Source organism: Rhodococcus sp. SJ-2 (genome assembly GCF_053750035.1).
Genome location: NZ_CM132340.1, coordinates 1,977,036 through 1,992,154 on the forward strand (window position 1 = coordinate 1,977,036; position 15,119 = coordinate 1,992,154).

Below are 15,119 nucleotides of genomic sequence, written 5' to 3' on the forward strand. Positions count from 1 at the left end.
CACAGGACCGGATCCGATCTTCGGCGACTATCAGACGTTGACGCCGTAGTCGCGGGCGATGCCCGACAGGCCGGAGGCGTAGCCCTGGCCGATCGCGCGGAACTTCCACTCTGCGCCGTTGCGGTAGAGCTCACCGAACACCATGGCGGTCTCGGTGGAGGCATCCTCGCTGAGGTCGTAGCGGGCCAGTTCGGTGCCGTTGGAGCGGTCGACGACGCGGATGTAGGCGTTGCGGACCTGGCCGAACGACTGGCTGCGAGTGTCACCGTCGTAGATCGACACGGGGAAGAAGATGGACTCGATGTTCGCCGGGACGGCAGCCAGGTCGACGTTGATGACCTCGTCGTCGCCTTCGCCCTCACCGGTACGGTTGTCGCCGGCGTGCTCGATGGAGCCGTCGGGCGACTTCATGTTGTTGAAGAAGACGAAGTGCTGGTCGGAGACCACCTTCTTGTCGGCGCCCGTCGCAATGGCACTCGCGTCGAGGTCGAAGTCGGTGCCGGTGGTGGTACGCACGTCCCAGCCGAGGCCGACCGCAACTGCGGTGAGGTTGGGGGCTTCCTTCGTCAAGGAGACGTTTCCACCCTTGGTCAAGCTGACGCCCATGCGGGGTCCTTTCGATCGGTCGTCGACGCACCGAGGCGGTACGTCCGGTTTTCGCGCGTGTTCCACCACAGTAATAGGTGGGAATGAAGTACGCTCCTGTCCACTATGCCCAGTGTTGCGGGCCACGGTGGCGAACACCGGACGACCAGTACCATTCGGTCTTGTGGCGAGCCGATGGACGCGCCGCCTCTTCGGCGGCGGGCACTCCGAAGACCCCGCGGCTCGTCGTGCCCATGATGCGATGGTGGCCGCGTTCCTCGACATGGATCGACGTCAGTCGGTCGCTGAAGCGGGCGTTGCCGACTCTCACGAGCTCGCTCCCGAGCGGAATCTGCGCCGGCAGTGGGAACCGATCAGACAGAGCTGCTATCGCGCAGCCGAAGAATACCTGCAACTCGCGCACACCGAACCCGACCAGGAATTGGCGTCGACGGCCGACTACGAACACGTCATTCGTCGAATAGGCGATGCAACAAGAATTCTCGATGAATTCTATGAGAACAATCGTGGTCACCTCGAGCATGTCTCCGCACTTGCCCAGACGGTTCCCCAACTCGCGCATCGGGTTCGGGCGGAAGCCCGAGTGGCGCTCGAGTCATTGCAGGCGCCCGAACGCACAGCGTTCGCGCACTATCGATCGGTGGGTATCGCCACCGAGGCACTCGAGAACGCGCTGCGTTCCCTGGACTCCGCGCGCGGTACCAGCGCCCTGCGCGCAGGAGCACATGCGGTCGAGGAAGCCACGAGCACTCTGCGTCAGGCCCTGACCGACGCTCCCGGGCGCCAGAATGAAGCGCGCAACACCGTGGTGTCGGTCACCACCAGGATGAACGCGGTGCGTACCCGGGCAGAGGGTCTGCCACCTGCATATTCGTCATTGCTCCGTGAATTCAATGCCGCGAGCTCCGCCGATCTGTCCGACAATGCCCGACAGGCCGAGGCACTCCTCGAGCGCGCAGACGCACGCCTCGACGAAGCACGCCGAGCTGCGGACGACGCCCGGCCCGAACTCGCACTCGATCTCGCCACCGAGGTCCGCGTCGATCTCGCCGCCGCCGAAGAACTGGTCGACGCCGTGACCGGCCGACTGGCGACTTTGCGCGCCGTCCGGAAGAATCCGGAGGCCAAGGTCGACGAGGTGCGGTTCCGCCTGCGTGATGCGCAGCTTCTTGCCGTACAACGTGACCTGACCGCAGAGTGGGGGTCGGTTCTCGACGCCCAACTGGACCGGATCGACAGGGCGGTCGATTCGCTCATCGGCGTCCACCCGGACTACTGGGCCTACGTGCGCGATCTCGATGCGGTGTCGGATTTCATCGCCACAGTGGTAGAACGAATGAGAGGACGGGCCAACGGCCGATGACGGGGGCAACCTTCACGAAGGCGCAGACGATGCGCCATTTTCACCACCTGGATCGAACCACGCTCGAGAGGTTGTTCTTTCGTGCGCCGCAGTCGTTCGGCGACGGTGACGACCGCGAACGCCTCGCGGTCGCCCTCGGTGCCACGCTGTACGTGCCCGCGACCCGCAGCGACCTCACCGCAACGATCCTGCGCCGGGCGAGCGAGGGCGTCACGTCGATGGTCCTCGATCTCGAGGATGCCGTCGCCGATCATGAGGTGGAGCAGGGACTGCGCAACGCGGTCGCCACTCTCGACGAGCTCGCCGCACAGGGTGACGACCCGATGCTTCTGTTCATCCGCGTCCGCACGGCCGACAGCATCGACCGCATCGCGGACATCCTCGGCGGCGGTGTGCGAGTGCTCACCGGGTTCGTGCTGCCCAAGTTCGATTCCGGCGGCGGCCGCGAGTTCCTCGAAGCAGTGGTGCGCGCATCCGGCCTGCTCCGCAAGCATCTGTACGCAATGCCGGTCATCGAATCCACCTCGGTGGTGCACCGAGAGACCCGCGACGACGAGTTGCGCGGCATCTCGCAGTTGCTCGCCGAATTCCGGCACCAGGTGCTGGCCGTGCGTGTCGGGGCGACCGACATGTGTGCGACGTTCGGAATTCGGCGCGACCGCGACCTGACCATCTACGACGTGCGCGTCGTCGTCGATGTGATTGCCACCATCGTCAACTACCTCGGCCGCACCGACGGCACCGGATTCGTCATCACCGGCCCGGTCTGGGAGTACTTCGCCGACCACGAGCGGATGTTCCGGCCGATGCTCCGGGCCACTCCGTTCGAGGAGCAGGACGCCGTGCTCTTCCGGCAACAGCTCGTCAGCCGCGACCTGGACGGGCTGCTGAGGGAGATCGCGCTCGACCGGGCCAACGGCATCCAGGGCAAGACCGTGATCCATCCGTCGCATGTCGCGGCAGTACACGCATTGTCCGCTGTGACGCACGAGGAATACCACGATGCCATCGACATTCTCGAAGCCGACACCGGCGGTGTCCGAGCGTCCGGGTACGGCAACAAGATGAACGAACGACGGCCGCACCGAACTTGGGCACAGCAGACCCTTGTACGCGCATCGGTGTTCGGGGTCACCAACAAAGGAGTCTCGTTCGTGGACCTGCTGACCGCACTGGTGGTCCGATGACCGACACACTTCGTCCCAGCTGGGCAACAGAGACATTCGGTCTCGCGTTGCATCATGACCTGACGTCGACGGGATACACCGTCCCCGAACTGGTCGAGCCGGGCCTGCGCCGAAACCCGCGCCGCGCACACCTGCTGGTTTCGACGGTGCTCGGCAAACACCTGCCCACCGATCCCGCAGTGGTGCTGGCCGCAGGCAACAGGCTCGGAGAGCTCGTCGCCGACGCGCTCGGCCCAGAGGCCTCCGATGCGGTCGTACTGGGATTCGCCGAAACCGCAACCGGATTGGGCCATTGCGTCGCCGACAGACTGGCGGCGGCGTGCTACCTGCACTCCACGCGCCGCCACGTTCCCGGTGCCGACGTGTTCGCAGGATTCGAAGAAGGCCACTCGCACGCCACGTCGCACCTGCTGCAGCCCACCTCGGCAGAATTGTTCGCGAACACTGCACCGCTGGTACTCGTCGACGACGAAATCTCCACCGGCGCCACCGCACTCGATGCAGTCCGGGCCCTGCACCGGCAGCAACCGCGGTCGCGCTACGTCGTCGCATCCCTGGTCGATATGCGCTCGGACGAACACCGCCTGCGCATCGCTGCCGCCGCCGAGGAACTCGGCGCTCGCATCGATCACGTGAGCCTCGCCTGCGGACACACCGAAGTACCCGACGGTTTAACCGCACGTGTGACGGCACTCCCAGATCCGGACTTGAACCCCATTGCGCCACAACGGGGAGCCAGTCGATTCGTGACATTGCCGTGGCCCGATCACGTCCCCGATGGCGGCCGGCACGGTGTATTGCGTGCCGACGTCCCGGAGTTCGACATCGCCATCACCGACGCCACCGACGCGCTGTCGGATGCGCGCGACACCACCCGTCCGGCGATCGTGATCGGTCACGAGGAATTGATGTATCTGCCGTTGCGGCTTGCGGATGCACTCACCTCACGTGGAACACCGACACGGTTTCAGACCACCACTCGGTCTCCTGCATACGTACTCGATGTTCCCGGGTATCCACTCCGGCGAGGATTCACCTTCGCCGCACCGGAATACATCGACGTCGACCTCGAACCGGAATCACCACGCTACCTGTACAACGCGCAGTGGGCCGACGCTGACGCGCGTTCCGAACTGATCCTGGTGATCGACGGCCCGGCCCACACCGAACGCCTGTGTGGCCCAGGCGGGATACTCGATGTATTGACGGCAGCGGGCGAAGACGTACTCGTCGCCGTGGTGCCGTCCACGGATCCGGTGAAGTTGCGCCGATCCAGGGAAGGTCGTGTCAGGGAGGACAACAAGTGACCACACCGTTGACCGGACCCGATTTCGGGTCGTACGCCGCCGACGAGGTGAGCTGGCTCCTCAAAGACCTGTCCCACGTCGATCTCGAGGGCGGCATCACCGAGCGGGAGGCCAGAATCCAGGCGGGACTCGCCCACTACGCCGAGTCCCTCCCCATCGAGTATCAACCCGACGCCGCCTACCGTGAACTGTTCGACAAGGCCCTCGCCACTACCGCGCCCCGTCTTGCGCAGGCCGTCGGCACCGTCACCGAGTTGCTGCTCACCGAACGCGGCACCGATCTCACCCTTGTGTCGCTGGCCCGGGCAGGCACCCCGATCGGAATTCTGATCCGCCGCTGGGCACAGCAGCATCACGACCTCGATCTTCCGCACTATGCCGTCTCTATCGTGCGCGGACGCGGAATCGACAGGGCAGCACTCGATTACATCACCGAGCATCACGATCCGAAATCCGTAGTGTTCGTCGACGGCTGGACCGGCAAGGGCGCCATCGCACGGGAGCTCGCGGCAGCGCTCGCCGAGTACAGCGCCTCCGGTGGTCCGGCCCTGTCGAGTGATCTCGCAGTCCTCGCCGACCCGGGACATTGCGTGCGCACATTCGGCACACGCGACGACTTCCTCATCGCGTCGGCGTGCCTGAACTCGACCGTGTCCGGCCTCGTCTCACGCACCGTGCTCAACGACGATTTCATCGCACCGGGCGAATTCCACGGCGCCAAGTTCTATGCCGAACTCGCACGAGACGACGTCTCCGGTGTCCTCCTCGACACCGTGGCGGCCGAATTCGGCGATCGCGGCGCAGCCGTTGCGCAGGCCAGGAAGGTCTCGGAGTCCGACCGCGAACCCACCTGGGCCGGTTGGGAATCGGTCGAGAAGGTCCGCATCCAGTTCGGCATCTCCAGTGTGAACTTCGTCAAACCCGGTGTCGGTGAAACCACGCGTGTGCTCCTGCGTCGCGTGCCGTGGAAGGTGCTCGTGCGCGACATCCACGCCGACGAACACGCCCACATCCGGATGCTCGCTTCGGCTCGGGACGTGCCCGTGGTGGAAGTCCCCGACCTCGCCTATTCGTGCATGGGCCTGATCAAGGATCTCCCGTGACCGCCACCGCGCTCATCGCGACCGATCTCGATCGCACGATGATCTACTCGCGCGGCGCGATGGGCGAAGACCGTTTCGCCGCAGGCGGGCTCGTGTGCGTCGAATACTACGAGGGTGCTCCGCTGTCGTATGTGACCGAGAAAGCGGCGCTGGGGCTCCGGGAACTCGCCGCGACTCTGCCGGTGGTGCCCACCACCACGCGCACCCCCGAACAGTTCCGCCGCATCGATCTCCCCGGCGGTCCCTGGCCGTACGCCATCACGAGCAACGGGGGAGCGATCCTCGTCGACGGCGACGCCGATGTGAGCTGGCGGCGAGGCATCGACGACACGGTGCGCGCATCCTCCGCGAGCCTCGACGAGGTCGTCACAGAGCTCAGGCGACGCATATCCGACGAGTGGGTCTCGAAGCTCCGGATCGCCGAGGACCTGTTCTGTTATCTCGTCGTCGATGTCGCCGCCCAGCCCCGGGGCTTCATGAGCGACTGGAGCGCGTGGTGTGCAGGCCACGGCTGGAATGCCTCACAGCAGGGACGCAAGATCTACTCGATGCCCGACCCCGTGTGCAAGAGCCGCGCGGTCGCGGAGGTGCACCGACGGCTGACGGATGCGGGACTGCTCGCCTCCGGCGCGCAGGTGTTCGCGGCAGGCGACGGTGCACTCGATGCCGAGATGCTCGCGTCCGCCGACTCGGCGATACGCCCCCGGCATGGAGAGCTCGAGTCCATGAACTGGCAGCATCCGACGCTCACCGTCACGGAGAGCACGGGCATCACGGCCGGTGAAGAAATCCTCACCTGGTTCACCCGGTCAACAGCAGTACCCGTCGCTTCGTAGAGTTGGTGGCGGTGTCATCACCGCCGACCCCGCCCTATGCTCAACCGTCCACCCGCCGACACAGTGAGGACTTCGATTTGTCCAGCCCGCTCGCCAAAGGCCAGAACGGCCCCCTCAGCGCAAACGACGTCGTCGTTTCCCTGGAACTGACGACACCGGCAGACCTGTCTGCACTGCTGGTCAAGGCCGACGGCAAAGTCCGATCCGACGCCGACTTCGTCTTCTTCAACCAGCCCACAGGCCCCGGCGTCAACCTCGTGCCCGGTGCGCCCGGACAGGCCGCGTCGCTCGCGGTGTCGCTCGGTGCAGTTCCGGCCGATATCGAGCAGGTACGCGCAGTGATCACCCTCGACGACGCGTCGAGCAGCTTCGGGCGCTTCGCGCCTCCCACCGCGCGAGTGTCCGACGCGAACGGCACTGTGCTCTACGAATACCGGATCGAGGGCTTGAGCAGTGAATCCATCGTGATCGCGCTCGAGCTGTATCGCCGCCAGGGTGCATGGAAAGTCCGGGCGGTCGGCCAGGGTTACGCCGGTGGGTTCGCCGCGCTGGTGACCGATCATGGTGTTTCCGTGGACGATGCGCCGGCAACTCCCCCTGCGTCGCCGCCTGCGCCACCCGTGGCGCCCCCGCCGCCTGCACCACCCGTTGCACCCCCGCCGCCTGCCTACAACCCGCCCCCACAGCAGCAGTTCGCGCCACCTCAGCAGCAGGTCGACCAGGCACCCCCCGCGCCTGCCGGGCCGCCCGAGGTGAGCCTGACGAAGAGTCGTCCGGTGAGCCTGGTCAAGGGGCAGAAGGTCACGCTCCGCAAGGATGGCGGTGTCGCACTCACGTTCCTGCGGATGGGCCTCGGCTGGGACCCCGTCAAGAAGAGCGGCCTGTTCGGCAGCCGATCGGCCAACATCGACCTCGATGCGTCCGCGGTGATGTTCGCCGATCACAACATCGTCGACGTCGCCTACTACGGGCAGCTCACCGCGAAAGACGGCTCGATCCAGCACCAGGGCGACAACCTCACGGGCGAGGGCGCAGGCGACGACGAGGTGGTCCTCGTCGACCTCACACGCGTGCCCCCGCACATCAACACGGTGATGTTCATCGTCACCTCGTACAAGGGCCACACTTTCGAACAGGTCCAGAACGCATTCTGCCGCCTCGTCGACGGCACCACCAACGACGAACTCGCCCGCTACACCCTGCAGGGCGGCATGCCGTTCACCGGCATGGTCATGGCGAAGGTCTACCGCCACGGCAGCGAATGGAAACTGCAGGCCATCGGCGAGGGCATCCAGGCCAAGCACCCGGGCGAGGCGGCGCCGCAGCTCGGTCGCTTCCTGGCGTCGTAACCGTGAACGGAGTGTTCTCTCCGGGGCAGAACGCTCCGTTGACGGCCCGGGCCGTCCGCTTCACCGTCTCGGCCACCGTCCCGGTCGACCTGTGTGCGTTCGTGGTCGACGACCGCCTGCAGGTCGCGTCGTCGGACGACGTCGTGTTCTACAACCAGCCGCGGACACAGGGCGTCCGGCTCGACGGCGACATGATCGTCGTCGAGTTGGACGCTCTGCGCGCAGGCACTCGCGTGCTGTGCGCGGCAGGTACGGATTCGGCGCAACGTGTCTCCACGTCGCTGGCCGACCTTTCCGGCACGCCGCTCGTCTCGTTCGAAGTCGAGACGTCCGGTGCCGAAACCGCGCTGCTGTGCTGGGAGCTCTACCCGCACAATGGGAACTGGAAGATGCGAGCGCTCGGTCAGGGCTATGCAGGTGGCCTGGGCGAGATGTTCACCGCGCACGGAGTCGAGGTCGATGACGATCCGCCGCCGCCAGTGCAGCTGCAGCCGTCTGCACCCGCCACGAGCGATGCGACACCGTCGTTCGAGTGGTTGTGGAAGATCTTCGAGGATGCCGCACGATCCGCAGCGGCCTACATAGCGGCCCACGAATATGCGCAGCACCGCCTCGACGACGAACTCTCTGCCGCCGTCGCCGATCCCGCGACCCGCACCGGTGCGGCAGCGGAAACAGCACGCGCACTGGCCCACCGACGGTGTGAGGAACTGAACGCTGCCGCGGAGAAGCGGCACCGTGAGGACACTTCGAGTCTCACCGACGAACTCCGCGCAATCGACGTCACGCTTCACGCGTCGCTGGCATCGTGGACGTCCCCGGCCTGGAATACGCTGCGCACGACCAGTGACGGAATCCGGGTGGGCGAGCTGTCTGCACCCGAACGTGGAACACTCCGGGTGCCGCTGTGCGTGCCGTTGCCCATGCGCCGGCCGCTGTGGATCGACGGCGATGATGCGGCCTCACAGCAGATCGTCACTGCTCTCGCCCTGCGTCTGCTCGCCGCGCAGCCCGGCACGCGTATCGACGTCGTCGACCCTGCGGGTGCGCTCGTCGAACTCAGGGAGCTGACCGCCCCGGTGCTCGCGGGACCGCCCGTCCTCGGCATCGGGGGTGTCGCGCCCAAACTGAAGGGTCTGGCCGACAGCGCCGAGCTGACAGCCCTGTCGATGTCCACCGATCCTGCTGCGGCACACTTGGAACCGCGCGTTCTCGTATTGGCAGGCATGCCTCACGGATACAGCAGCGACGACCTCATGCAGATCATCCGCCTCACCCAACTGTCCGGTGCGCAGCACATCTCGATCGTGATCGCCGGCGCATCCGACTCCGTGGTCGATGATCCCGCATACCGGATCCTGCTCGAGCAATCCCAGCACCTGCCGTCGAGTGACGATGGGCATTTTGCGGATCCGTGGACCGGAAGCGACTGGACTTTCACTCCCGATGTGATTCCCGCCGACGCGGTCCTGTTGCGACGCGTGGTCGCAACCCTCGGCACGGCGTAGCGCGAAGGGGACGAGACCATCGTGCACACCTCGGTACTGCTGCTGGGGTCGCACGCGACGGTCGGACCTGTGCTCACCCGCGACGATATCGCCGCTGAACTGGAACGTAAGGGCGTCCGATTCCCTGAGCACGAGGCGGCCCACGTCTGACGCACCCCCGGTGTCCGAGACTCTTCGACCCGGAGGACCTCCAGGATCCACGAGAATTCCGCCGGCCCGTCTTCTACCCTGCCTGCCATGACGAATCGAAACGACGACGAGACGTACCAGGCGGTCGTATCCATCGCGGACGAGTCCTTGGCCGCCATACAGGCGATCCTCGCCGGCATGACCACCGTGCAGGCCAATCGCGTCCCTGACTTGCCAGGTGCCAACAGTCCGTATGCGATCGGTGCACACTGCGTCGGCATGGCCGACTACTGGGGCGGCTCGCTGATCGCCGGTCTACACATCCCCCGTGATCGTGACAGCGAGTTCCGCGCGCAGGGCGATCCACAGCAGTTGTGTGCCGAACTCGCCCGCGTCCGCGAAGACTTTCCCCAGCGGGCTGCGATCGCCGTGACCGAGGGAGTGCGCAGCCGGACTGCCACCGGCACCACCCGCAGCGACACCGTCCGAACAGCCAGCGCCACGTGGATGCTGCTGCATATGGTGCGGGAGTTGTCCCAACATCTCGGGCAACTCGAAATCACTCGCGACATCGTGGCAGCCGACGATCACTGAACACACAGTTGCCCATGGAGATCCCGGGTGTCGAGTGGGCACGTATGGGTGAGCTCGAGATCAGCTGAGTCGATTGCCTTCCCTCACAACAACACGAGAAACGGACGGATACTGCACTTCGTAAGTGTTGTATCCGTCCGCTTCTCCGTTTCTGCTGTCGCTCACACCAGCCGGGTCACGGCACCGGCTCTAGCACCGCATCCATGCTTGCAGCCCCCGTATCGGGCACTCGGGGTTGATGCCATGCCTCGACGGGGAACGAGATGTTGATCAGCGAGTAGCACAAGTGCAGGAGCCGGGTGGCGTCCTCGGGCAGGTCATCGAGGTCGAAGGAGTCGAGATACGCTGCGGCATCGGCGAGCCGGGGGATTGCCGCGTCGTAGAACGCCTGCAGTTCGGGCATCGTGCTCTCGAGACGACGGCCGTAGCGCTGCGCCTCGGTCGGTAGTGCCCAGTCGGCCCACGGCTCTAGGTCGGAGAATCCCTCGGGAAGCAACTGTGTCATGGCGGCTTTGACTTCCTATCCGGCCGAGGCCGTTGCAGGGGTGTGCGTCGCGCGATACTCGTCGACGATCTTCTGCGCCGACGAATGCAGATGACGCAGCAGAATCTCCTGATCGCACAGTGGGAATTCCGACACCACGCGGGTTTCGAGCATCTTCTGGGTCGCTTCGAGCGTGTTGGAATCCTGCAGTGCGAACTCCTTGAACGTCACTGCAGCGATCTCCTGCCGCAACCGATCGGTGGCGCATCGAGGAGGCGCCATATACATGGTGCCCTCGAAGGTGTGACGGTTGTACGCGGTCGGCCAGTAGTGGTAGGTCAGGAACCAGCCCGGCTCCCACATGACGAGCATGAAGTTCGGGAAGAACACGTACGAATCGAGACCCCACGACGGGTGCCGCGCGGGATTGAGACCGGCGGGCAGGTCGGCGAGACCGGGAATGTCGGGCTTGTCCCACGGCCCGAAATTCCCACTGCGCAGGATGCGTTCGATGGGCTTGACCATCGAAGGGTCTTTGGGCGGGGCCATTCCGCCCCACGACGACACCATTCCGTGCGGGCCGTCCACGTCGTAGTGCAGGGCTTCGAACCCGTAGCCCTGGAGCTTTTGCGCTTCCTCCGTCACGTACTGCTTCGAGTGGAGCACCGGAGCGTGGTAGAACTCGGCGAACGCGTCGATGTAGAGCTTCCAGTTGCTCCCCACATCCGACCGGTATGTGAACCGTTGGGTGAATTCACCGAACGGGAACCCTTCGAGGCCGGCCGCGAACTTGCCCAGACTCTCGCGTAGCGGGTTCGTGTTCGAGTTGTCGAGGTTGACGAAGATGAATCCTTCCCACACGTCGACCTGGACAGGAGTGAGGTCGGCGACGGAAGGGTCTTCACCGATCGGGAATCGCAAGGCGGCTATCGTCCCGTCGGTGTCTTCGATGATCAGCACGGTGACCTCAGCGATCACGATGTCCTGCGTGTAGCGGCGTTCGTCATTCCGGAGTTGGTTGATACGACCGACATTGAGCCACGAGCGCTCGAAGATGGCCTCGCGCTCGAGCTCGTAGTGTTCGGGGCTGATCGAATCCTCGTACGACATCGGCGCGGTACCGATTCCGTAGTGCTCGGTCCAGCTTCCTTCTTCTGGTTTCGGAAAGTGCGACATGTTCTCCAGGTCCTTCCGACCGGTGACGCTTGTGCAATGCAGTGTCTCGGACCGAACCCGATAACATGACTGCCGGTCCAATTCGACGTGCAGCCGACGATATGGACCAACGGTCCAGTTGTCAACGGAAGGCTTCACGATGCCGGATCCACAGCCGAAGAAGGAGCGGAGCGACGCGGCACGCAATCGTCGCGCGATCCTCGACGCCACGGACGCGCTCCTCGCCGCCCACGGCTCCGAACACGTGTCGATCGACCAGATCGCGGCAGCGGCCGGCGTCGGCAAAGGCACGATCTTCCACCGCTTCGGAAGCCGTGCGGGCTTGATGCGAGAACTCGTGCGCGAGCGCGCCCTGGTCCTGCGTGACGCCGTGACCGACGGTGGGCCGCCCCTCGGCCCGGGAGCACCCGCACCCGACCGGCTCCTGGCCTATTTCGATGCGATGTTCCGGCTCATCGTCGACAACGTCGAGCTCATGATCGCGTACGACAATTCCACCAGCGAAGCCCAGGAAGACGAGATCAACGTGTTCTGGGCGCGACACATCGCCGCACTGCTGGCAGAAGCACGGCCCGACGTCGACGCCACCGTCCTCGGTCGCCTACTCCTCGGCGCCCTGAACCCCGATGTGATCCTGCAGCACATCCGCGCGGGACAGACCGAACGACTCGCCCACGCTGTGCACAGCCTCGTGACGTCGGTCGTCGGCGAACCCGGGCGCACCGACCGACGCACATAGGATTGCCCTATCGCTTGATGCGGCCGCAGGTCTTTGTCGCCGTCGTCACGATCGTGATCGACTGGGAATCCCCGGACCGGTAGTCCGTGCGGACAGATGTCGACCAGGAGTGTCTCGTGAGCGAACTGCACCTTCCCAACCGTATCCGGCAGCTGGCGGTCTCCCAGCCGTCGGCGCCTGCGGTCACGGCCGAAGGCACAACCCTCACGTACGCGGAGTTCGACTCGTACACCAACAAGGTGGCCACAGCACTGACCACGCTGGCGACATCCCCCGGCCGGGTCGGTGCACTGCTCCGCATGGGTCTGCCCGGCGCGGCGACATTCGTCGGTTGCGCGAAGGCCGGACTCGTCTTCACCCCCATCAACTGGCGCCTCAACCCCGACGAGATCGCGTGGATCGCAGCGGACGCTCAGCTCGGTGTGCTAGTCGTCGAGGCAGCCTTCGCCGACGCCGCCCGCGCGGTCGCCGCCGCGCTTCCGGATGTGCGCATCATCGTTGTCGGTGAGGCATCCCTCGACGGAGCCCGCAGCTGGGACGAGCTCGTCGCATCCGGTGACGACACCGACCCGGGCCTTGGCGACGACCCTGAGACCGCGGTCCTGCAGCTCTACACCTCCGGCACCACCGGCAAGCCCAAAGGCGTTGTCGCTGTGCATCGCAACCTCTACAACGTGCCGGAGAACTTCGAGCTCTACGAGTTCGACGACGATTCGGTGTCGTTGAATGCCCTGCCCCTGTTCCACATTGCCGGTTCCGGGTGGACCAGCACGTGCCTGTCTGCGGGTCTGCATCTCGTCCTTCTCGGGGAGATGCGCCCCGCGCTGGTGGCCGCGACGATCGCCGAGTACGGCGTCACCCACGCATTTCTCGTGCCTTCCGCGATCGGCATGCTCCTCGAGCTGCCCGACCTCGCCGACTACGATCTGTCGAGCCTGAAGGTGGTCGCATACGGGGCGTCACCGATCACTCCGACGATGCTCGCGCGCACCATGGACACTCTCGGATGCCGCCTCGTGCAGCGCTACGGGATGACCGAGACGATGGGCGCACTCACCGCGTTGCGCGCCGAAGACCACGACCCTCACGGCTCGCGCACGTACCTGCTGCGCTCCGCAGGAACGCCGCTTCCCGGCACCGAGGTGCAGATCCGCGACATCGTCACCGGAGTGGCACTTCCGCAGGGCGAAACCGGCGAGATCGTCTCGCGGTCGCGCAACAACGTCTCGGGGTACTGGCGCCGCGACCTCGAGAACGCGTCGCTGTACACCTCCGACGGATTCCTGCGCACCGGGGACGCCGGACATATCGACGAGGACGGGTACCTGTTCGTTACCGACCGCGTGAAGGACATGATCATCACCGGCGGGGAGAACGTGTATCCCGTCGAGGTCGAAGCGGTACTCGCCGAGCATCCCGCTGTCGCGGAGGTCGCCGTGGTCGGCCTGCCCGACGAGCGCTGGGGTGAGGCGGTCACGGCGGTAGTGCGCTTGGTGAACGGCGTCGAGCAACCCTCGGAAGCCGAACTCATCGCGTTCACGGTGGGTCGGCTCGCGTCGTACAAGAAGCCGCAGCGGATTCATATCGTCGCCGAACTGCCGCGCAATGCGAGCGGCAAGATCCTCAAGCGCACTCTGCGCGACACTCTCGGCACCCGAGTGGAGGCAACATCATGATCATCACCGAAGACATCGGTGTCGTCCAGCGCGAAGCGTGGGCCGCAAAGACCCTCCCACCGGTGGAGGAGGTGCGGCCGGGGCTGTGGTCGATTCCCGTCCCCATGCCGGGAAATGCATTGCGCTACGTCCTGATCTACGCACTCGCACTCGACACCGGACTCGCGTTGATCGACGTCGGCATGGACACCGAGGAGTCCTGGCAGGCTCTCGTCGACGGCATCGCCTCGACCGGCCACCACATCTCCGACGTCCGGTATGCGGCGATCACACACTTGCACCCCGACCACTTCGGTCTCGCTCCTCGGCTACGCGAGACCACGGGCGCTGCGATCGCGATGCACACCGCCGAGGCAGCAGCACTGGGCCACTTCACTCCCACCGATGTGGCCGCCGACGTGGAAGCCTGGCGGGTGGACCTGACCGACCTCGGCGCTCCTCCGGAGGTCGTCGCGGCACCCCGATTCGACCTCGTCCGGTTCAAGGCGGGTGAGTCGGCCGATGTCGTGTTGTCGGGTGGCGATCGCCTCGACCTGCCCGGATGGAACATCGAGGCGGTGTGGACACCCGGGCACACTCCGGGCCACCTCGCCTTCGTCGACCGCGACCACGACCTGCTGTTCAGTGGCGACCACATGCTGCCGCGCATCAGCCCGAACATCTCGTCCGGTCCGGGCGAACTCGAGTCCCCGTTGCATCGGTACCTGTTGTCGCTGCATGCGACGACCTCGTTGCCGGACTGCGAGGTGCTGCCCGCACACGAATACCGGTTCCGCGGTGTTGCTGAGCGCGCCCGGGAACTGCTGGGACACCACGACGATCGTCTCGAGGAGATCCGCGCCGCGATCGAGGCACGCCCGGAGTCGACGGCGTGGGAGGTCACCACGCACATCACCTGGTCGCGTCCGATCGATGCGATGGATCCGAGGCTGCTCCGGCTTGCCGTCCGCGAGACACAGGCCCACCTGATCGTTCTTTCCGAACGAAATGTCATTCTCTCTGATGGAGGAACTCCTTCTCGATGGAGTCTCGCCACACCCGTCGCCGACCAGTAACGAAGGA

At 65.4% G+C, this 15,119-nt stretch carries 15 protein-coding genes; 12 read left to right on the plus strand and 3 right to left on the minus strand.

The annotated features are described in order from the left end of the window. Nucleotides 1–30: 30 nt before the first annotated feature. Entirely contained in the window at nt 31–606 is a 576-nt protein-coding gene (locus ACSYG9_RS09185; protein WP_440126872.1) for a TerD family protein, read from the minus strand. A 241-nt stretch (nt 607–847) separates the two neighbouring features. Here ACSYG9_RS09185 and ACSYG9_RS09190 point away from each other — a divergent pair, with 241 nt between their 5' ends. The 9 genes from ACSYG9_RS09190 (at nt 848) to ACSYG9_RS09230 (ending at nt 9,982) form a co-directional block, all read left to right on the plus strand. After that, complete coding sequence (locus ACSYG9_RS09190; RefSeq protein WP_454842921.1) at nt 848–1,969, plus strand: hypothetical protein; 1,122 nt, start codon at nt 848–850, stop codon at nt 1,967–1,969. 29 nt (nt 1,970–1,998) lie between these two features. Continuing rightward, nucleotides 1,999–3,156 (plus strand): HpcH/HpaI aldolase/citrate lyase family protein, encoded by a 1,158-nt coding sequence (locus ACSYG9_RS09195; RefSeq protein WP_454842922.1) that lies wholly within the window; start codon nt 1,999–2,001, stop codon nt 3,154–3,156. Beyond that, on the plus strand, nt 3,153–4,463 hold the full coding sequence (locus tag ACSYG9_RS09200; RefSeq protein WP_454842183.1) for a phosphoribosyltransferase family protein: 1,311 nt from the start codon (nt 3,153–3,155) through the stop codon (nt 4,461–4,463). Before ACSYG9_RS09195 ends, ACSYG9_RS09200 begins: the two co-directional genes overlap by 4 nt. Further along, on the plus strand, nt 4,460–5,566 hold the full coding sequence (locus tag ACSYG9_RS09205; RefSeq protein ID WP_454842184.1) for a cysteine protease StiP family protein: 1,107 nt from the start codon (nt 4,460–4,462) through the stop codon (nt 5,564–5,566). The genes ACSYG9_RS09200 and ACSYG9_RS09205 overlap by 4 nt, the downstream gene beginning before the upstream one ends. 38 nt (nt 5,567–5,604) lie before the next feature. Continuing rightward, nucleotides 5,605–6,402 (plus strand): HAD family hydrolase, encoded by a 798-nt coding sequence (locus ACSYG9_RS09210; RefSeq protein ID WP_440127599.1) that lies wholly within the window; start codon nt 5,605–5,607, stop codon nt 6,400–6,402. A gap of 77 nt (nt 6,403–6,479) precedes the next feature. Beyond that, nucleotides 6,480–7,751 (plus strand): TerD family protein, encoded by a 1,272-nt coding sequence (locus ACSYG9_RS09215; RefSeq protein WP_454842185.1) that lies wholly within the window; start codon nt 6,480–6,482, stop codon nt 7,749–7,751. 11 nt (nt 7,752–7,762) lie between these two features. After that, complete coding sequence (locus ACSYG9_RS09220; RefSeq protein WP_454842186.1) at nt 7,763–9,259, plus strand: TerD family protein; 1,497 nt, start codon at nt 7,763–7,765, stop codon at nt 9,257–9,259. Nucleotides 9,260–9,280: 21 nt separating this feature from the next. Next, a complete protein-coding gene (locus ACSYG9_RS09225; RefSeq protein ID WP_440126877.1) occupies nt 9,281–9,409 on the plus strand; it encodes a hypothetical protein in 129 nt (42 codons plus the stop codon). A gap of 87 nt (nt 9,410–9,496) precedes the next feature. Beyond that, complete coding sequence (locus ACSYG9_RS09230) at nt 9,497–9,982, plus strand: DinB family protein (RefSeq protein ID WP_440126878.1); 486 nt, start codon at nt 9,497–9,499, stop codon at nt 9,980–9,982. 175 nt (nt 9,983–10,157) lie between these two features. Here the strand turns inward: ACSYG9_RS09230 and ACSYG9_RS09235 are convergent, their stop codons facing one another. Together ACSYG9_RS09235 and ACSYG9_RS09240 are read right to left on the minus strand one after the other, a co-directional pair. Beyond that, entirely contained in the window at nt 10,158–10,487 is a 330-nt protein-coding gene (locus ACSYG9_RS09235; RefSeq protein WP_454842187.1) for a hypothetical protein, read from the minus strand. 15 nt (nt 10,488–10,502) lie between these two features. After that, a complete protein-coding gene (locus tag ACSYG9_RS09240; protein WP_440126880.1) occupies nt 10,503–11,642 on the minus strand; it encodes an SRPBCC family protein in 1,140 nt (379 codons plus the stop codon). Between the two features lie 139 nt (nt 11,643–11,781). Here ACSYG9_RS09240 and ACSYG9_RS09245 point away from each other — a divergent pair, with 139 nt between their 5' ends. The 3 genes from ACSYG9_RS09245 (at nt 11,782) to ACSYG9_RS09255 (ending at nt 15,112) form a co-directional block, all read left to right on the plus strand. Beyond that, complete coding sequence (locus ACSYG9_RS09245; RefSeq protein WP_440126881.1) at nt 11,782–12,381, plus strand: TetR family transcriptional regulator; 600 nt, start codon at nt 11,782–11,784, stop codon at nt 12,379–12,381. Between the two features lie 116 nt (nt 12,382–12,497). Continuing rightward, entirely contained in the window at nt 12,498–14,057 is a 1,560-nt protein-coding gene (locus ACSYG9_RS09250; protein WP_440126882.1) for a long-chain-fatty-acid--CoA ligase, read from the plus strand. Continuing rightward, nucleotides 14,054–15,112, plus strand: a complete 1,059-nt coding sequence (locus ACSYG9_RS09255; protein ID WP_454842189.1) for an MBL fold metallo-hydrolase — start codon at nt 14,054–14,056, stop codon at nt 15,110–15,112. Before ACSYG9_RS09250 ends, ACSYG9_RS09255 begins: the two co-directional genes overlap by 4 nt. Nucleotides 15,113–15,119: the final 7 nt, after the last annotated feature.